Consider the following 18,451-nt stretch of genomic DNA (forward strand, 5'->3'; position numbering starts at 1 on the left):
AAATCAATAAAGTGAACTAAGCTAAAAATGGTGAAATTTCTCTTGTTATCTTTTCCTTTGCTACCGCACCAACAATTCTCTTTTGCTCTTCTCCATCTTTATACAAAATTAAGGTTGGGATGCTTACAATCCTAAGACTTTGCGCAAGCAATCTATCATTATCTACATTTACTTTACATATTTTCAGTTTTCCAGCATACTCTTTGTCCAACTCTTCCAGTATCGGCGCAATCATTCTACAGGGGCCACACCATGGTGCCCAAAAGTCCACCAAAGTAACACCACTTGATATCTCATCCTTAAAATTTAGTTCGCTTAATTCTCTCATAGTTTATCACTCCTTAATAAAAAATTAGCGTCTTCAAAAAATTTATCAAATATACATAATATATTAAACTAAATTTATATTTTAGACAATTATTAGTAAAGATGCTAATATTTATCAATTGCATTGGAAGGAGTGAGGTTATTTGTTTAAAACTAGTGTAGTAGGTTATCCAAGAATTGGTGAAAAAAGGGAATTAAAGTTTCTTCTGGAAAACTTTTGGCAGGGTAAAATCGATGAAGACGAATTTATATTAAAGTATCATGAACTAGAACTTTCAAGATGTAAACTACAGTCAGAATTTGGCATAGATTTAATACCCGTAGGTGATATGTCAATGTACGATCACGTACTTGATACAGCTTATATGTTTGGAGCAATTCCAAAAAGGTTTGGCAAACCCAATGGTCTTGATTTATCAGTTTACTTTTCTATGGCTAGAGGTTCTAAAGATGCCCCAGCAATGGAAATGACAAAGTGGTTTGATACGAATTATCACTATCTTGTGCCAGAAATAGATGATGAACAAAAATTTTATTTAAATTACCCCTTCGTATTAGAATCGTTTAAAAGAGCAAAAGAGGCTGGCATTATTGCAAAACCTGTAATTTTAGGCGGTTTTACCTTTCTTAAATTATCAAAGTCATATTCTCCAAAAAGATTCAAAGATCTTTTGTTAAAATTAGCCCCATTATATGTTGAACTAATTCAACTATTAGAGAAAGAGGGTGCAAAGTACGTTCAAATAGATGAACCATATTTAGTTTTAGGTCTTACATCCGATGAGCTAAAAATATTTAGAGAATTTTATTACAGCATTTTGCCATATCTAAGCTGTAAAACCATTTTACAAACTTATTTTGAAGGCGTACCAGAACTAGAAATGCTTTATGAACTTCCATTCAAAGGTTTTGGACTTGATTTTTGCAGATCAGACGAAAATCTTAATAAGATACTAAACACAGACTTTCCTGAAAACAAGTTTTTGGTAGCTGGTTTGATAAATGGTAGAAATATCTGGAAATCAGATTTAACTAAAGTCATAAAGATTCTGGATAAAATTAAAGTCAAAGTACATCCGGATAAAATTATACTTTCTACAAGTTGTTCTCTAATGTTTATCCCTTCTTCTGACAAAAACGCTGAGGATTTTCCTAAAGAGCTAATTAATAGGCTTTCTTTTGCAAAAGATAGGCTTAAAGAACTCTACACTCTAAAGGAATTCTTAAACGGTAACAATTTATTTTCTTCAAAGATAGAAGAATCACACAAAATATGGGAAAAAACACCTGAAACCTTTTTCATAAAGGAAGTACACAATAGAATAAAGAACTTGAAAAAAGAAGATTTTATAAGAAAGGAACCCTTTGAAGAAAGATACAATATTCAGATGGACGAGCTTAAACTTGGTTTGTTTCCTACTACTACTATTGGTAGTTTCCCGCAAACCAAAGAACTTAGGGCAAAGAGGGCCGCATTCAAATCCGGTTCAATTTCTAAAGAAGAGTACACATCATATATCAAAAATCTTATAGAAGATGCAATTAAAAAGCAGGAGGACTTAGGTCTTGACGTATTTGTACATGGCGAATTTGAAAGAACTGATATGGTAGAATTTTTTGGAGAAAAACTACAGGGTTTTGCCACATCAAAATTTGCCTGGGTTCAATCTTATGGCTCAAGATGTGTAAGGCCGCCTATAATTTATGCTGATATTATGAGAAATGCTCCAATGACTTTAGACGAAATAATATACGCTCAATCATTAACAAAAAAGCCTGTAAAGGGTATGTTAACAGGTCCTGTTACAATACTCAATTGGTCATTTGTAAGAGAAGATATTCCACGAGAGGAAGTAGCTTATCAAATAGCTCTTGCTCTTGCAGATGAGATATTAGATCTTGAAAAGAACGGCATTAAAATAATTCAAATCGATGAACCGGCATTTAGAGAAGGCTTACCTTTAAGAAAATCAAATAGAGAGAAATATATTGATTGGGCTATAAAATCCTTTAGATTGACAAATAGTAATGTAAAAAAGAATACCCAAATTCATACACATATGTGCTATTCTGAGTTCAATGAAATGATTGAAGCAATCTATGCAATGGATTCCGACGTTATTTCTATAGAAGCATCAAGAAGTAAAGGCGATATCCTTGAGGTTTTTGAGAAATTCAAATACGATCACGGCATAGGACTTGGAACTTATGATATTCATAGTCCAAGAGTACCATCTGTTTCCGAAATACTCGAAATATTAGAACGATCCATAAAGGTTATTGATAAAAAACTTATCTGGGTTAATCCAGATTGCGGTCTTAAAACAAGAAATTGGGAAGAAACCATACCCTCATTAAAAAATATGGTTGAAGCTGCAAAAATTATGAGAGAAAGAAATAAATAGAAAACTTTACCCCAGAGTATTTCTTAACTCTCTGGGGTTTTTATCCTACAATAGAAACATCAAGATAACTATCCTTTTCTCTTAAAAAGGGAGAGATAGTGTTTTTCGCAAAATAGCCTCTATTTTTCTTTGAATGTCTGGGAAATATGAATAAAAGTCTTTGTTTTGCCCTAGTTATTGCTACATAAAATAGTCTTCTCTCTTCTTCTATTTCATCAGTCGATTGGGCTTTAAAGTGTGGATAAACGCTTTCGATCACTGATAACAAGAATACTACGTCAAATTCCAATCCCTTTGCTGAATGAATAGTGCTTAAGATTACATTATTATTGTCAAATTCAACCCTTTCAACCGGATTAAGTGTAAAAGCTTCAAGATAGTCTACCAAATTATCATAATTAGAACTCATATCCATGAATTTGATTAAATCTGCTTCTCTTTCTTCATAATTTTCAGGGTAAAGTCTGATCATTATATCCTTATAAAAATTAAAAATTAATTCTAGGATATCATGCCAGTCGGTAGTTTCAAATAATTTTTCAAAAAAAAGATTTAATTCTTCAAGATTTTTTTCTTTAGACAATGCAATCTTTAAATTACCTCCATTAATCACAGCATTTTTAATCTTTTCTGCTTTTTTTTCGCCAATTCCAGGAAACATCCTCAAAATTCTAATCAATGCTATTTCATCCTTTGGATTTACAAAAACTCTCAAAAACGACATAAAATCTTTAGCATGAGCGCTTTCAGTTAATTTTTGACCTCCATAAAAAGAATATTTTATTCCCATAGAGTTAAGTTGGCTTTCAAGGTTTCTACCAATATACGCTGCCCTATATAAAGCTGCCACCTTTAAACCCTTTTCATTGAATTTTTGCATTTCTCTAGCCACATACCTTGCTTCTTCCCAGTCGTCACTAACAATTACCAATTTAGGCTTAACGTTATCCTTTAGTTTTACATTAGCTATCAATTCCTTTTTAATAGAATTATATGAAGACTGAATGATAGAATTAGCAATATCCAAAATTGGTTGAGTTGACCTGTAGTTTGAAGAAAGAATAATTTTTTCAGCATCAAGTCTTTTGATAAAATCAAACATATTTTTATAATAAGCCCCCCTAAAAGAATAAATGCTTTGAGCGTCATCTCCAACTGCACTTATCCTTGAACCTAAATAATAGAAACGGTACAACATTTCGGCCTGAATTTGATTTGTATCTTGAAATTCATCTACCAAAACTTCGTCGAAAGGACTTTTTTCAAGAGCTTTAATTGAAAGCAATCCGTACATCAAAAGATCGTCGAAATCCAAATAATTTCTTTCTCTTTTGCTTAGTTCATATAAATTTACAATCTTTTTGATATCTTCAAAGTTAACATATTTATATTTTCTTTGAATGATCTCAATAAAATCCTGGTTATTATTTCTTGCATATGAATATATTGATAAAATATCTTTTGGTTTAAATATCAGCGAATCAAGTTTTTCTTTACTATATATTCTAGAAAATACCTTCTTCATCAGGTCAAGAGAGTCAGATTCATCAATTATGACAAAATCGTTGGTCAACCCAATTCTTTCTGAATGCCTTCTAATTATATTCGAACAAAAGGAATGAAAGGTTCCAGAATAAAGCCTATTTTTAGTGTCTTCTCTTATCAAGTCCCTAACTCTTGTAGTCATTTCCATTGCTGCCTTCTTAGTAAATGTGAGCAAAAGATACCTCGCATCCGGGTTCTCTTTTATAAGTCTTGCTGCCCTGGTTGTTAAAACCCTTGTTTTGCCTGTGCCTGCACCAGCTACTATCAAAAGCGCCCTGCTATCAGAGTATACAGCCCTTTTTTGTTCTTCGTTTAAGTTTGAATCCAAAATATACACCTCTAAGCTCCTATTATTTAAAAACTTTATTATATATTAGAATCGAAAATAGAAGTTAAATATGTTAATGAAATTCTAAAATTTTCTCTAACAGTGTAAAATTAATTTTATCATCCACTATCTCTTATCATGGACGATCTGATTTTACGAGAATTACCCAAAGAATTCAAAGTTATATTTAGAAAAGATTGTGCTGCTTAATAAACAAATGTATTGAAAAGGCAATATATTTAATAATGGGTTATAGTTTTTATAAAAGAAGTCTAAATGAAAAAAATTATATTTATGACTGATAGCATTGTAAGAACTTTATTACTAGCTGGTTTAAGGATACCATATTAGACAGATATATTTAAACCAGTAAATTTCTCTAAAATTTTTAAGCATGTTAACTAAAAAAACTTTTGATATTATATTCTTATGTTAAAATAGAGTGTTAATTTTTTGTAGAGCATAAGGAGAGAATATTGAACTACAAAGCGCCCAAAGGAACTTTTGATATTTTCGGGGAAAGGGTTAAAATTTACGAAAAAATAGAAAGCGTTGGCAAGAAAATTATGAAATTATATGGTTTTTCACAGATAAGAACGCCAATCTTTGAGGATGCAGGACTTTTTATAAGAAGTCTCGGCGAGACTTCAGATGTAGTCCAAAAGGAGATGTATCTGTTCAAAGATAAAGGTGATAGGTTACTAGCTTTAAGACCAGAAGGTACAGCTCCAGTAATAAGAGCAATAATCGAAAACAACCTTGCCCAAAATAGCCCTACAAAACTCTATTACACAGGTCAGATGTTTAGATACGAAAGGCCTCAGGCAGGTAGATTTAGGCAATTTCATCAATTTGGAGCAGAAATAGTTGGGACACAAGACCCTATTTCCGATTTTGAAATAATCGATTCCTCCACAAAAATATTAAAAGAATTGGGCATAGAATATGAATTACATCTTAACTCGGTAGGTTGTAAAGGTTGTAGAGGAGTTTATAAAGAGGCTTTACTCGCTTTTTTAAAAGATCATGAAAATGAGTTGTGTAACAATTGTAAAACCCGAATGTACAAAAACCCACTAAGAGTTTTGGATTGTAAAGAACATCAGTGCATGCTTGCAATATCAAATGCACCTAAAATTACAGATTATCTATGCAATGACTGTAAAATTCATTTTGAAAAATTGCAGAGCTATCTTAAGAAATTTAAAATAGAATATGTTCTAAACCCTCGTCTCGTAAGAGGTCTTGATTATTACACGAAAACTGCATTCGAAGCATTAAACTTTTCACTTGGTTCACAAAATGCAGTTTTAGGCGGAGGAAGATATGACGGGCTTGCAGAAGAGCTCGGAGGTAAAAATCTTCCAGGAGTAGGGTTTGCATCAGGAATAGAAAGACTCGTTACCATTTTAGAAAAATCGGATAAAACTTATGAAAAGGAACATAAATTTATGGTAATTCCTGTAACAGAAAATGAGTTTAGCTTTGCTTTGGAGTTTTTAGCACAATTAAGAAATTTTGTAAGTTCTTTGTTTCCATATGACTATAAAAACTTAAAATCTGCTATGAAACTTGCTTCTAAATCTAATTGTGACTACGCAATATTAATTGGCCAGGATGAAATAAATAATAATACGATCAGCATAAAAAATCTTGAAAATGGCCAGCAAAAGAGTTTTTCTAAAGATAAATTTCTAAATATCTTAAGTAATGAGAGGTGTAATTTTGGCTTATAGAACACACACGTTAAGAGATATAAACAAATCTTTAGAGAACAAAATTATCACTATATGTGGTTGGGTTAACAAAAGGCGTGATCACGGAAATCTTATATTTCTTGATATTAGAGACAGATATTCTCTTTTACAGGTTGTAGTAGACTCAGAAAACAAAGAAAATTTTAAGAAAGCAGAGGAAATCAGATCTGAATATGTGGTACAAATAACAGGAGAACTAAGAAAAAGACCATTGGGTACAGAGAATACAAAAATTTCAACTGGAGAATTCGAATTAGTTGCCAACACTATAAATATATTAAACAAATCAAAGGTACCACCATTTTCTATTTCTGATGATCAAAAGGATTATGACGAAAAATTAGGATTAAAATACAGATATCTTGATCTCAGAAGACCTGATAAAAAAGAAAATATCATAAAAAGACATATAATAACTAACACTATAAGAAATCATTTTTTAGAAAACGATTTTCTCGAAATAGAAACACCATACCTTACAAAAAGCACGCCGGAAGGTGCAAGAGATTTTCTTGTTCCCTCAAGACTTCAACCGGGAACTTTTTATGCGCTTCCGCAATCACCACAACTTTTCAAACAAATTTTGATGGTGAGCGGATTTGATAAATACTTTCAAATAGTAAGATGTTTTAGGGATGAAGATCTAAGAGCTGATAGACAGCCAGAATTCACTCAGATAGACGTTGAAATGTCATTTGTAGAACCAAATGATGTAATAACCATTACAGAAGAACTCTTCAAAAAATTAAACTCACAATTCGGCATAGAATGTAACTACCCTATTAAAAGAATGAGTTATAAAGAAGCTATGAATAAATATGGGACAGATAGGCCAGATCTTAGAAATCCTCTTGAAATATGTGATTTTACTGAAATTCTAAGAAATACAAAGTTAAAGATATTTAGAAGTGTAATCGAAAGGGATGGGTATATTAAGGGTTTTATATTAAAAAATAAAGACTGCCATAATTCTCGGCCAATTCTTGAAAAGATAAACAATATGGCAAAGGATTTTGGACTCCCAGGCATTGCATGGATACTATTCGATGGCTCTGAGATAAGATCCCCAATAGCAAAATTTTTATCTGAAGATGAAATAAACTCTTTCAAAAAAATATTTGATATCGGAGACAAAGATGCCATTCTTCTTGCTGCAGGTAAAGACGGCCTTTTACAATCTCTTGGTTTGCTAAGAATATTTCTTGGAAACGAGTTTAAGTTGATAAATGAGGACGAATTTAAATACTTGTGGGTTGTAGATTTTCCCTTGTTCGAATACGACGAAAAGGAAAAAAGGCTAAGTTCTGTTCATCACCCATTTACTGCTCCACATCCAGAAGACCTGGAAAAATTAGATACAGATCCACTTTCTGTTCGCTCCCTTGCCTATGACATCGTCCTAAACGGAAACGAATTAGGCGGAGGAAGCATTAGAATAAACAATACCCATTTGCAAAGCAAGATATTCAAACTCCTCGACATTTCGACAGAAGAAGCACAAATAAAATTTGGCTTTCTTCTGGAGGCACTAGAATATGGCGCCCCTCCACACGGAGGCATTGCACTTGGGCTCGACAGAATAACTATGCTATTTACTGGTGCAAAGTCTCTGAGAGATGTAATAGCCTTTCCGAAGACCCAGAGCGGGACATGCCTTCTTACCGATGCGCCGTCACAGGTGGACAAAAAGCAGCTTGACGAATTGTCTATTTCTGTGAATATAAAGAAAGAGCAAGACTAATTATTTCTTGATATAATCTTCGGCTATATCAATAGCCCTTCCCAGAAGAGAAACGTCTTCTGGATAATTGATTATGGTTGATGGAGTTTTATCTTCTAATATCAAGATATTGTTTTCAGAAAATGTCTTGTATTCCAGCATTCTGGTTGGCAGCAAGATGTCTTTTATATCAGTAGAATATCTCTTCAAGCTCTTAACAACATCCTTATCAAAGTGTATCTCACTTAAAACCCAGAATTTCATAGTGTGATCGTTTTTGTCATAAACCACACTGTCAGCATCCACATAATCTTTTCTAACCTCTCCCGATGAAAGTGTCAGTGTGCCAACATACTGCCAGTTGGTAGCAAACGCAAAATCTGATTTCGGAAAGAAAAATATTATTGCAAAACCTATTATTAGAAGAAGTTTAGCTCTCATAAAATCTTCATCCCTCCTATATTTAGCATATTATTATATTTTATATCATAATCTCAGCAAATTGATCGCACAATGCAAGAAATGTTAGAATCTAATATCCTAAATTATTTAAAATTAAATAACTCTGGAGGAATTTATGAAGCGATTATTGGTTTCAATTTTTCTAATACTATTCATCTTGATCTCAAAAAGTGCTTATGCAAATCAAGAGTTTTACGATCTGTTAAGTAACACGTACACAAGGTACACAAATACTGAGTCTTCAATAATAGCCTACAAGATTTTAGGCGAAAAAAATAAAAAGACTATTGTAATGCTGGAGCCTTTTTCAAGCAGCATGAACAGTTGGGATGATTCGTTGGTTATGAGCCTGCTACAAAATTTCAGACTCATCTTTATAGATTATCCGGGTATCGGACAGTCCAGGTTTCTCTCAAACAACGATCCAGATATAAGAGAGCTGGCACAAGCTGTAAAAAATGTTTTAAGGAATGAGAAGATAAAGAGCGCAAATATTCTTGGATACTCTCTGGGAGGATTTGTAGCACAACAATTCGCAAGGATGTACCCTGATATGGTAGACTCCCTCATATTAATTAGTACCAATGCAGGAGGACCTAACGCTATAAAGCCTCAAGACTATGTAGTAGATGCTCTTTTCAATCCATTGCCAGACATAGAAAAGCAGGGCGAAAGAGTTATGAAGGTGCTATTCCCAAAAGACGAAGTTGACAATTACAAAATTAAGATGGCGCTCATATACCAAAGATCTTCTCCAGACATTACTCCAAGAGTTTTTAACTACGAGAAACAAATTATATCTGCATGGTATCTTAGCAATGTTAACCAAGAAGAGCTTAAAGGCAAAGATTTTAAAACTCTTATACTCTCATCCGATCAAGATCTGGTAGTCCCACCCGAAAACGCATCAATACTTCACAAGATTTTACCAAACTCAAAATTAATAATTTTCAAAGGCGCAGGTCACGCTCTTATCTACCAGATGCCATCAGAAGTAGCAACAGCTATTAGAAAATTTCTTGAGTAAATTTTTGTACGTAAAGAATATAGCCTTCTTCATCGTCCTTTGTGTGTAGTATTGAAAATCCTTTATCCTTTGCTATCTCCTGTACGATCTCTACGGGTAAAAGCACGTGGTCTTTTACTTCTTCTTTTCTTGAATGAACCATATTTATGTGCTGTCTCGAAGAGTTATGTAATATCAAGATTTCGCCTCTATTGTCCAATAGCTTTGAAGATTTTGTAAACACCTCCTCCAATTCCCCCAAATGCGGCAAAACATTTATCATAAGAATAAGGTCAAAAATGCCCTCTACATCGAAGAAATTCTTTATATTAACTGTGAACCTTGCATCCTGTATTCTCTCAATAGCCCTTCTAACCATCTTTGCTGATATATCTATTGCGAACAACTTTGCATTAGATTTTAATCTTTTTAAAATATAACTAGTTTCAACTCCTGTAGCACATCCAACTTCTAGCACTCTTGTAAACGAATTCCAGTTAACAAGCTCAAGCCCCCTCTCCAAGACGTCTATATCTCCTCTTGAAAAGATATCGTCCCATTCATCAGACAATCGATCAAAAAAGTCTACACTATCCATTCTACCTCCAAAACTTAAAAGATTAAAAAGGGTCTGCCATCTATATTTTTAATCTTTACCATAACTCCAAAAACCTCACTAAAATTTTCTTCAGTTATAATTTCCAATCCTCCTGAGGAAAATATTTTCCCATCTTTCATCAAAATAAACTTGTCTATAAATCTAAGCGCAAGGTTTATATCATGAATGGCCATAAGAGCCGAAATTTTTTTATCCTGCACAATTTGCCTGACAATATTCATAACTTCGATCTGACTCTTTATATCAAGATTGTTAGTCGGTTCATCCAGAAGAATTAATAAAGGCTCTTGAACCAGTGCTCTTGCAACTATCACTTTTTGAAGCTCTCCTCCACTTAATTCATCCACAAATCTCATGGAAATTTTCTGGAGAGAGAGCATTTCTATAACACCTTTTGTAATTTCAAGGTCTTTCTTCGATATTCCCCATGTAACGTATGGTTTTCTCCCCAATAGCACTGCATCAAAAACTGTAAGTCTCGTAACCTGATTTCGCTGAGAAACATAAGAAACCTTTTTTGCAATTTCAGAACCTAATTTTTCCACATCCTGTCCTTCAATCAATATTGTCCCAAATTTTGGTTTCAAAATTCTATTTATACACTTTATCAAAGTAGACTTGCCCGCTCCGTTGTTACCAAGGATAGCTATAAGATCGCCCTTTTCTATATAAAAACTTACGTCTTTTAATACATCAACACTATTATAAGAAAACCTTATATTCTTAGCCTGAATAAACATTATCTGGTCTTTCCTTTTAAATATAGAATATAAATAAAAAAGGGCGCTCCCAAAAATGATGTAATTGCTCCAATAGGCAAAATAACAGGTGAAAAAATTGTTCTGCTGACGATATCTGCTATTATAAGCAATATTGCACCCGACAATGCACTGGCAGGCAAAATAAATCTGTAATCAAAATCTATTATTCTTCTCATCGCCTGAGGCGCTACTAATCCAATAAAACCTATTATTCCCAAAAATGACACTATCACTGCAGTTATAAGAGAAGATATTATCATTGATATAAATCTTATCTTATCGACATTAATACCCAAACTCTTAGCACTTTCATCGCCTATTTCCATTGCATTATAGTTCAGACTGTTCAACAAAAAATATACAAAAGAAAAGGTTACTACAACAAACATTATCAAAATCTCATTCCAGTAAGCACGACCTACATCACCAAAAGTCCAAAAAACCATACTAGCAACTGCTACCTCATTTGAAAAATACTGAAGTATAATGATCATAGCCGAAAAGAGCGCCCCAAGAGCTACTCCCGAAAGAACTATAGACTCAGGACTAAAACCTTTGAGTTTTGCCAGAAATATTATTGTAAAGGTAGATATAAGCGATCCAAAAAAGGCACAAGCAGTAACGAAATATGGATTATTGATTATTATATTCGACCCAAGAGAACCTTGACCCAACATCACTATCCCCACACAAGCTCCAAATGCTGCTCCCTGAGAAACGCCCAGCGTAAAGGGTGAAGCAAGCGGATTTCTCAAAACGTTTTGCATCACACAGCCTGCTATTGAAAGCCCAACTCCAGCTACAAATGATGAGGCTATTCTTGGAAACCGCACATTAAACAAAACTGCGCCCTCTCTCGAACCCGGGTTAAAAAAGGAAAAAATAATATCTGAAAAACTAATGTTAAACGTGCCAGTCTTTGTAGAAAATATTATAAATAGCAAAGATAAAATAAAAAGCAATATCACAATGAAAATTTTTTTCTTGTAATAACTTTTATAACTCTTCAAAATATCTTCTTTGTTCATAAAACTTTAAAATCTATTTTTACAAATCCAGGATAATTTTTCGTAATTTCATTGAACATAGATTTTCCCAAAAATTCTTTAAATATCTCATCTGCTTTTGTATTAATATTTACGTCAGAAAATCTTTCAGGATAGATAACTTTGCCAGCAAAATAGGTGTCTATCAAGGCTATCTCTACATTTGTAGCATAATAATTAAATGGTAGCTGCCCATAGATCTTATTGTTTTTGAATGCTTTTAATTTATCATAAAATGCCCTATTTTTTTTATAGTCCTCTTTTACCAAGGGCAATCCCCCCTCGTCAAGAAATATAATATCGGGATTTAACTTTATTAGATATTCTTTATCCAGCATCAAGCTACCAGAACCCTTTATTTCATCAGCAACGTTTTTTGCATTAATTAAAGTAAAAGGAAGATATCTTGCCTGTGTACTTTCAATCCCGTGAACACCAGCCATTCCAAGCGCTCCTACATAAACGCTAGGTTTTTTATCAGGTAAAATATCTTTTGTTCTATTCCTTAAATCTTCTTCTATACCTTTTATATAGCCGATTAGCTGATTTGCCCTATCAGATTTACCTGAAACCTCACCTATAACTCTTAAAGAGTTATATATATCATTTATATCAAGACTAGCAAGCTGGCCATAGCTAAGCAATATTACAGGTATATTTGTCTTAGATTGAATTGCATCAGCCTGATCCTTCGTTAAATATGCAGCAAATATCACATCAGGCTTCACAGCTATGATACTTTCCAGATTGGGATTTGGACGAGGACCTCCTTGACCTATCCCTGGCAAATTTTTTAACTGTGGATATGCAAGAATATATGGTCGTGAGGTAGCGCCCCATTCTTTTTCTGAATCCTCTACTCCTACTACTGAATCTGCGAGCTTCATATAACAGACAAGTCTGAGCGCACCTGGTCCTATTGCCACAATTCTTTTTACTGGCCTCTCTTTCAGAACAACCTTTCTTCCAAAAACATCGGTAACGGTTAAATTAGAATTATCTTCCTGGGTTAAATTATTACAACCCGAAAGAAAAAATAACGCAGTTATTAAAAAAAGTATCTTTAGAAATTTCATTGTAAAATTGAATTTATAAGATTTAGGTCTTCAATAGTTAGTTTTTCGCCTTTGAGATTTGCCTTTGAGATCTCTCTATTAAACGGCAAAAATCCATTTACTTTTATTTTTTTCTCAGCAAGCAGTCTCTCAAGTTCCAATTTGCTCTCATCACTAACTTTGTTCAATATTACTTTATATGGTTTGGCATGCCTTCCCTCTGAGATTAAACCTATAGTTTTCTCACAAAGCGCAATTGATTCAAAAGATGGTTCTATAACAAGCCAGACGAGATCTATAGCTTCGTGTACGCCTCTTCCAAAGTGTTCTATCCCTGCTTCAGTATCCACCAAAACATATTGATTATCCTTAACTTTTAACTTTTTTAAAAACTCCCTTGTTACTGCCCCCATTGGGCAGGCACAGCCCTCCATACCGTGTTCAATTTTACCAGTTCGAATAAAACCTATATTGTCCTTCCATGAAGAAAACTTTTTCAAATCCTCAAATGTGAGTTCATTTATAAACATTGGAGTTTTTTCTTTCCCCTCAGATTTTAAAAAAGATAGAAGAGCTTTCTTTACCTCAGCCTTACCACCAAGATATCCCATTAAGGTTTTTTCAGAATCGATCCCAAGCATGTTTGAAAGACAAAGATTTGATTCATCAGCATCCAATACAAAAACCTCGCCCCTTTTTGAAAGGGTGTTAGCAGCAATTGCTGTAAGGGTACTCTTTCCGCATCCGCCTCTTCCGCAAACTAAAATCTTCGGCATAATTAATAAACCTCCTAAATAAGATAAGCCATAAAGGCTAATAACACAAGTTGTTGTGCATATAACAGCCTTCATGGCTTCTAAAAAGAGTTCTACTCTTTGTTTTTTTATTATACAATAAGTTCTAATTTTATAATAATTTTGAATACTATAGTAAGGTTTAAAGTGTAATTATGAGATAATAATTCCTTAATAAAGGACCGGTTTTTTAAAATTTTAATATTCAATTCGGAGGTAAAAAAATGAGAATTGATCCACAAACAACTAATGTAGGTTTCATTGGTACAGGGGTAATGGGAAAAAATATGGCCGGGCATATTCTAGATGCTGGATACAAACTTTTTGTCTATAATAGAACCAAATCAAAAACTGAAGAACTTTTAAAAAAGGGAGCTATATTTTTACCAATTGATGAATTAGCCAGAACTTGTAATCTGGTAATAACTATGGTTGGATTTCCAAAAGACGTTGAAGAAGTTTATTTAGGAGATAATGGGCTTCTAAAAAATGCAAGGAAAGATTCAATTTTAATTGATATGACTACTTCTCCTCCTTCTCTCGCCGTAAAAATAGATACAGAAGCAAAAAGGAGGGGCATATATTTCCTGGATGCACCAGTTTCTGGTGGTGACATTGGTGCAAAAAATGCTACCCTCTCTATAATGGTCGGTGGAAATAAGGAAATTTTTAATACTGTTCTTCCAATCTTTAATCTAATGGGTAAAAATATCGTTTATCAAGGAAAGGCTGGTTCAGGTCAACACACTAAGATGTGTAATCAAATTGTAATAGCTACAAATATGATAGGTGTAGCAGAATCACTTTGTTATGCTATCAAATCAGGACTTGATCCGGAAAAAGTACTAAAGAGCATCGGAGGTGGTGCTGCCGGTAGTTGGTCTCTGACAAATCTTGGGCCAAAGATGTTAAAAGGAGATTTCGCTCCTGGATTTTATGTAAAACACTTTATAAAGGATATGAAAATAGCGCTTGATGAAGCAATAAAAATGGGAATAAAACTTCCTGGATTAGAGCTTGCTCTCTCATTATATGAAGAACTATCAAAAATAGGCGAAGATAATAGCGGCACCCAGGCAATATTTAAATTGTATATGAAATAAAATAAAGAGCGCAAAAACACTCGAAGGAGGTGTTTTGCGCTATAAAGTTTAATAACTTTGATAAATCATCCTTTTTTGCTGATTTCTTGCTATAACCGAAAGAGTATAGTTAATTACAAAATACGTTGATGCTATCATCCCAAATAACACAAAAACTTGTGCTGGCTCTGCATATTGTCCCATAATTATCATCCCCCTGCCCGTTAACTCTTCGATGCCAACAGCCCATGTAAAAGATGTATCCTTTATGGTTGTAATAAATTGTGAAATAAGAGGTGGTATAACTTTTCTTATGGCTTGTGGCAATACTATATAAATAAGCGTTTGAGTATAACTAAGACCTTGCGAAGCAGCAGCTTCCCACTGACCTTTATCGATTGAATTAAGCCCCCCTCTAACAATTTCTGCTATCATTGCAGTAGTAAAAATAGTCATAGCAAGAATAGCCGCATGTATTGGGGGGATGGGTATCATAAATCTGCAAGCAAGTATAAACAACAAAAGTGGGATGTTTCTAATAGAATCTATATAAATTGAAGCAATCTGGCTAACAAAAGGCTTTCTTGAATATTTTGCTACTCCAAGAATTATTCCAAAAAACGTACTAAAAATTATGGTAAATACTGCTATAGTAAGAGTTACCTGCAATCCTTTTAGTAGAAAAATTAAAATATTAGGAGCAAAAAGTTCTTCTATCATGGATTCATCTTAGCCTTTCTTTCAAGATAATCAGCAAACCTAGCAAGTGGCAAGCAAAGACTTAAATATAATAGACCTACTACCACATATGCTGGCCCATAATATAAATTATTGCTTGACCATGAATCTGCATGATACATCAGATCTCCTCCAGCTACCATAGCCATTACTGAAGTATTTTTTATCAAACTGACAGCCTGATTAGTTAAAGGAGGAAATATTATTATCTTTGCCTGAGGTAAAATTATATATCTCATAGCTTGCCAGAAGGTAAAACCTTGAGAATATGCAGCTTCCAATTGGCCTCTGTGAATAGCCTGAATTCCTGCCCTTATAACCTCTGCAATATATGCTCCGTGATAGACTCCTACTCCAATTACCCCAACAGCAAAAACAGGTAAAACTATATCCAGATGTGGAAGACCATTATAAAGAAAAAACACCTGTATTACTAAAGGGGTATTTTGGATAAATTCAACATATATCCGATTAATTATTTTAGCACTTCTAAATTGACTGGTTGCAAGAACACCAAAGATTAAGCCTAATACAAGCGCTAATAAGAGACCAAGAAATGAAACTGATATTGTAGTAAAGAAACCCTCTGCAAAGATCCTCCAATCAGAAAATAATTTCTCCCATTTAAATAATGCAAAGGGTCCCGTTTCAAACACTACTTAAGTCCCCACTTCTCCTTTAACTTCTGAAGTGTGCCATCTTTTTGCATTTCTTCAAGAGTTGAGTTCACTAATTTAAGCAGGCCGTCATTTCCTTTTTTCATCGCTATACCATAATTTTGTGGAGCAAATCTGTCAGGAAGTATGGTAGTAGAATCGTCAACATAACCATAAAGTATTGCACCATCTGTAGAAAAGGCTTGAACTCTTCCAGATTCAAGTGCTGCCTTTATTTCTGGATAACTAGCAAATTCAAGCACATTGACCTTTATACCTTTTGCTTTTGCCTCAGCCTCTATTGCACCCTTTGTAGTTGCACTTTGTGCAACCCCAATTGTTTTGCCATTCAAATCTGTAAAACTCTTAATACCAGAATCTTTTTTTACCAAAAGTGCTACTCCATCAGTAAAATACGGTATTGAAAAGTTAAAACTTTTTTCTCTTTCTGGAGTAATAGTAAAGGTTGCAATAACCATGTCAACTTCACCGTTATCCAAAAGAGGACCCCTCGTTTTAGGTGTAACAGCTATCAAATTAACTTTATCAGGATTACCAAGGATCTTTTTTGCCATTTCGTGAGCAATATCAATTTCAAATCCTTCAACCTTACCTGTCTTTGGATCCTTATATCCAAACTTTGGAACATCGTACTTTACACCTACATTAAGAATACCTCGATCTTTGATGGCCTTAATGTCTGGTGGCACTGCAGAACTCTCCTGAGGCTTTTGCGCTTGTTGAGAGCATCCAGTAATAACAAAACCCAGAAAAATAACAATGCCTAAAAACAATAACTTCAAATTCTTCATTTTTATTCCTCCTTTTTTTAAATTTACTAAAACTTTTATTAAAAGCTAAATTTAGACCTGAATCTTGTTTAACTTTTCAAGAAAAGCCTGAGTTCTTTCATGTTGAGGATTATTGAAAATCTGATCTGGGGTGCCTGTTTCAATGATCTGACCATCGTCCATAAAAACAATTCTATCTGCAGCTTGTTTTGCAAAACCCATTTCGTGCGTTACTACAATCATCGTCATCCCCTCTTTTGCAAGAGCTACCATAATATCAAGAACTTCCTGAATCATTTCGGGATCAAGAGCCGATGTAGGCTCATCAAACAGCAAAAGATCAGGTTTCATATTCAAAGCCCTTGCAATCGCAACTCTTTGTTGCTGCCCACCAGAAAGTTGAGATGGATATTTATTATATACATCCTTCAAGCCGACCTTCTCAAGAAGAGCAATTGCGCTTTTTTCAACTTCATTTCTATCTCTCTTTTCAACAAGAATCGGCGCAAGCATCACATTCTCAAGTGCCGTCTTATGTGGGTAAAGATTAAAATGTTGAAAAACCATGCCTATTTTTTGTCTTACTTTATTTAGCTGAATTTTATTAGCAGTTATTTCCACACCGTTTACAAAGATCTTGCCAGATGATGGCTTCTCTAAAAAGTTAATACATCTTATCAAAGTACTTTTTCCTGAACCACTTGGTCCCATTATTACCAGTCTCTCTTTGAACTTTACATGAAGATTGATATCTTTAAGAACGTGATGAGTACCAAAGTATTTGTTTACATGCTCCATTTTTACCATAAAATTTTTACCCTCCACAAATAAAAAGAAAACGTTCGATTGTATATTATACATTAAAACTTGATTAAATTTTAATTAAAATTATATAAAATTTTATATAAGATATTTTTATACATTTTAAAGAAAAATTTGATATGATTATATTTAAATTTATATTATTAAGGAGGTAAGAAAATTGAATTTGGATCAAATTATTAAGATTTCTAATGCTTTAGCAAATGATTCAAGGTTTAAAATCCTTCAATCGATTTCTTCAAACCCTAAAATTTCTTGCACTGAAGTCATTAAAGCTCTTGACATAACTCAACCAGCAGTCTCTCATCACTTAAAAATTTTAAACGATGCAGGTTTAATTGAAATAAACAGAAAGGGTCAATATGGATTATGCTCTTTAAACAATGCTGTTCTAGAAGACTACCTAAAATCAATACAAAAAATATTTTTAAAAAGGTAAAACCAGGATTTTAAATCTTGTTGTTTTTAATACATAAAATAACCTTTTCTTTGATTTTTTATTTCAAAAAATTAAAGAACTAACTAAATTTTATTTTA

18 protein-coding genes are annotated in these 18,451 nt (G+C 33.5%); 6 read left to right on the forward strand and 12 right to left on the reverse strand.

Going from position 1 to position 18,451, the window contains the following annotated elements; all coding sequences use genetic code 11:
• Positions 1-16: 16 nt before the first annotated feature.
• Positions 17-328, reverse strand: coding sequence for a thioredoxin (gene trxA, locus TDSAC_RS06690; protein WP_108309472.1), 312 nt, complete (start codon positions 326-328; stop codon positions 17-19).
• A 142-nt stretch (positions 329-470) separates the two neighbouring features.
• Between trxA and metE the strand changes: the two genes are divergently transcribed.
• Positions 471-2,732, forward strand: coding sequence for a 5-methyltetrahydropteroyltriglutamate--homocysteine S-methyltransferase (gene metE / locus TDSAC_RS06695; RefSeq protein WP_108309473.1), 2,262 nt, complete (start codon positions 471-473; stop codon positions 2,730-2,732).
• Positions 2,733-2,772: 40 nt separating this feature from the next.
• Here metE and TDSAC_RS06700 read toward each other — a convergent pair whose 3' ends face one another.
• Entirely contained in the window at positions 2,773-4,614 is a 1,842-nt protein-coding gene (locus TDSAC_RS06700) for an ATP-dependent helicase (RefSeq protein WP_108309474.1), read from the reverse strand.
• A 467-nt stretch (positions 4,615-5,081) separates the two neighbouring features.
• On the opposite strand from TDSAC_RS06700, the gene hisS reads away from it, so the two are divergent.
• Together hisS and aspS are read left to right on the forward strand one after the other, a co-directional pair.
• Positions 5,082-6,341 carry a histidine--tRNA ligase gene (gene hisS / locus TDSAC_RS06705; protein ID WP_108309475.1) on the forward strand — a complete coding sequence of 420 codons (1,260 nt, stop codon included), beginning with the start codon at positions 5,082-5,084 and terminating at the stop codon, positions 6,339-6,341.
• Positions 6,331-8,103, forward strand: coding sequence for an aspartate--tRNA ligase (gene aspS, locus TDSAC_RS06710; protein WP_108309476.1), 1,773 nt, complete (start codon positions 6,331-6,333; stop codon positions 8,101-8,103). Before hisS ends, aspS begins: the two co-directional genes overlap by 11 nt.
• On the opposite strand, the gene TDSAC_RS06715 is transcribed toward aspS, so the two are convergent.
• On the reverse strand, positions 8,104-8,523 hold the full coding sequence (locus TDSAC_RS06715; RefSeq protein WP_108309477.1) for a hypothetical protein: 420 nt from the start codon (positions 8,521-8,523) through the stop codon (positions 8,104-8,106).
• Positions 8,524-8,659: 136 nt separating this feature from the next.
• On the opposite strand from TDSAC_RS06715, the gene TDSAC_RS06720 reads away from it, so the two are divergent.
• Positions 8,660-9,571, forward strand: coding sequence for an alpha/beta fold hydrolase (locus TDSAC_RS06720; protein ID WP_108309478.1), 912 nt, complete (start codon positions 8,660-8,662; stop codon positions 9,569-9,571).
• Here TDSAC_RS06720 and TDSAC_RS06725 read toward each other — a convergent pair.
• The 5 genes from TDSAC_RS06725 to TDSAC_RS06745 are packed head-to-tail and all read right to left on the reverse strand — an operon-like array spanning position 9,552 to position 13,807.
• A complete protein-coding gene (locus TDSAC_RS06725; protein WP_108309479.1) occupies positions 9,552-10,148 on the reverse strand; it encodes a class I SAM-dependent DNA methyltransferase in 597 nt (198 codons plus the stop codon). The two genes, TDSAC_RS06720 and TDSAC_RS06725, sit on opposite strands and share 20 nt — an antisense overlap.
• Before the next feature lie 14 nt (positions 10,149-10,162).
• A complete protein-coding gene (locus TDSAC_RS06730; protein WP_108309480.1) occupies positions 10,163-10,909 on the reverse strand; it encodes an ABC transporter ATP-binding protein in 747 nt (248 codons plus the stop codon).
• Entirely contained in the window at positions 10,909-11,958 is a 1,050-nt protein-coding gene (locus TDSAC_RS06735; protein ID WP_108309481.1) for a FecCD family ABC transporter permease, read from the reverse strand. Before TDSAC_RS06735 ends, TDSAC_RS06730 begins: the two co-directional genes overlap by 1 nt.
• On the reverse strand, positions 11,955-13,052 hold the full coding sequence (locus TDSAC_RS06740) for an iron ABC transporter substrate-binding protein (RefSeq protein WP_108309482.1): 1,098 nt from the start codon (positions 13,050-13,052) through the stop codon (positions 11,955-11,957). Before TDSAC_RS06740 ends, TDSAC_RS06735 begins: the two co-directional genes overlap by 4 nt.
• On the reverse strand, positions 13,049-13,807 hold the full coding sequence (locus tag TDSAC_RS06745) for an ATP-binding protein (protein WP_108309483.1): 759 nt from the start codon (positions 13,805-13,807) through the stop codon (positions 13,049-13,051). Before TDSAC_RS06745 ends, TDSAC_RS06740 begins: the two co-directional genes overlap by 4 nt.
• Positions 13,808-14,049: 242 nt before the next feature.
• On the opposite strand from TDSAC_RS06745, the gene TDSAC_RS06750 reads away from it, so the two are divergent.
• Positions 14,050-14,928, forward strand: a complete 879-nt coding sequence (locus tag TDSAC_RS06750) for an NAD(P)-dependent oxidoreductase (protein ID WP_108309484.1) — start codon at positions 14,050-14,052, stop codon at positions 14,926-14,928.
• Between the two features lie 48 nt (positions 14,929-14,976).
• Here the strand turns inward: TDSAC_RS06750 and TDSAC_RS06755 are convergent, their stop codons facing one another.
• From TDSAC_RS06755 to TDSAC_RS06770, 4 genes are read right to left on the reverse strand one after another with little or no spacing between them, the layout of a single operon-like run.
• On the reverse strand, positions 14,977-15,627 hold the full coding sequence (locus TDSAC_RS06755) for an amino acid ABC transporter permease (protein ID WP_108309485.1): 651 nt from the start codon (positions 15,625-15,627) through the stop codon (positions 14,977-14,979).
• A complete protein-coding gene (locus tag TDSAC_RS06760; RefSeq protein WP_108309486.1) occupies positions 15,624-16,301 on the reverse strand; it encodes an amino acid ABC transporter permease in 678 nt (225 codons plus the stop codon). Before TDSAC_RS06760 ends, TDSAC_RS06755 begins: the two co-directional genes overlap by 4 nt.
• On the reverse strand, positions 16,301-17,113 hold the full coding sequence (locus TDSAC_RS06765) for a transporter substrate-binding domain-containing protein (RefSeq protein ID WP_108309487.1): 813 nt from the start codon (positions 17,111-17,113) through the stop codon (positions 16,301-16,303). The genes TDSAC_RS06760 and TDSAC_RS06765 overlap by 1 nt, the downstream gene beginning before the upstream one ends.
• A 51-nt stretch (positions 17,114-17,164) precedes the next feature.
• Positions 17,165-17,899, reverse strand: coding sequence for an amino acid ABC transporter ATP-binding protein (locus tag TDSAC_RS06770; protein WP_108309488.1), 735 nt, complete (start codon positions 17,897-17,899; stop codon positions 17,165-17,167).
• A gap of 175 nt (positions 17,900-18,074) precedes the next feature.
• Between TDSAC_RS06770 and TDSAC_RS06775 the strand changes: the two genes are divergently transcribed.
• Positions 18,075-18,353: an ArsR/SmtB family transcription factor gene (locus TDSAC_RS06775; protein ID WP_199919743.1), complete on the forward strand. Its 279-nt coding sequence runs from the start codon at positions 18,075-18,077 to the stop codon at positions 18,351-18,353.
• The last annotated feature ends 98 nt before the right edge of the window (positions 18,354-18,451 follow it).

The organism is Thermodesulfobium acidiphilum (assembly GCF_003057965.1).
GTDB lineage: Bacteria > Thermodesulfobiota > Thermodesulfobiia > Thermodesulfobiales > Thermodesulfobiaceae > Thermodesulfobium > Thermodesulfobium acidiphilum.

What these genes read in the sequence shown, in the direction of transcription:
- trxA (WP_108309472.1), bottom strand. Translation starts at nt 328, where the DNA reads ATGAGAGAATTAAGCGAACTAAATTTTAAGGATGAGATATCAAGTGGT.
- TDSAC_RS06715 (WP_108309477.1), bottom strand. Translation starts at nt 8,523, where the DNA reads ATGAGAGCTAAACTTCTTCTAATAATAGGTTTTGCAATAATATTTTTC.
- TDSAC_RS06720 (WP_108309478.1), top strand. Translation starts at nt 8,660, where the DNA reads ATGAAGCGATTATTGGTTTCAATTTTTCTAATACTATTCATCTTGATC.
- TDSAC_RS06725 (WP_108309479.1), bottom strand. Translation starts at nt 10,148, where the DNA reads ATGGATAGTGTAGACTTTTTTGATCGATTGTCTGATGAATGGGACGAT.
- TDSAC_RS06730 (WP_108309480.1), bottom strand. Translation starts at nt 10,909, where the DNA reads ATGTTTATTCAGGCTAAGAATATAAGGTTTTCTTATAATAGTGTTGAT.
- TDSAC_RS06735 (WP_108309481.1), bottom strand. Translation starts at nt 11,958, where the DNA reads ATGAACAAAGAAGATATTTTGAAGAGTTATAAAAGTTATTACAAGAAA.
- TDSAC_RS06740 (WP_108309482.1), bottom strand. Translation starts at nt 13,052, where the DNA reads ATGAAATTTCTAAAGATACTTTTTTTAATAACTGCGTTATTTTTTCTT.
- TDSAC_RS06745 (WP_108309483.1), bottom strand. Translation starts at nt 13,807, where the DNA reads ATGCCGAAGATTTTAGTTTGCGGAAGAGGCGGATGCGGAAAGAGTACC.
- TDSAC_RS06750 (WP_108309484.1), top strand. Translation starts at nt 14,050, where the DNA reads ATGAGAATTGATCCACAAACAACTAATGTAGGTTTCATTGGTACAGGG.
- TDSAC_RS06755 (WP_108309485.1), bottom strand. Translation starts at nt 15,627, where the DNA reads ATGATAGAAGAACTTTTTGCTCCTAATATTTTAATTTTTCTACTAAAA.
- TDSAC_RS06765 (WP_108309487.1), bottom strand. Translation starts at nt 17,113, where the DNA reads ATGAAGAATTTGAAGTTATTGTTTTTAGGCATTGTTATTTTTCTGGGT.
- TDSAC_RS06770 (WP_108309488.1), bottom strand. Translation starts at nt 17,899, where the DNA reads ATGGTAAAAATGGAGCATGTAAACAAATACTTTGGTACTCATCACGTT.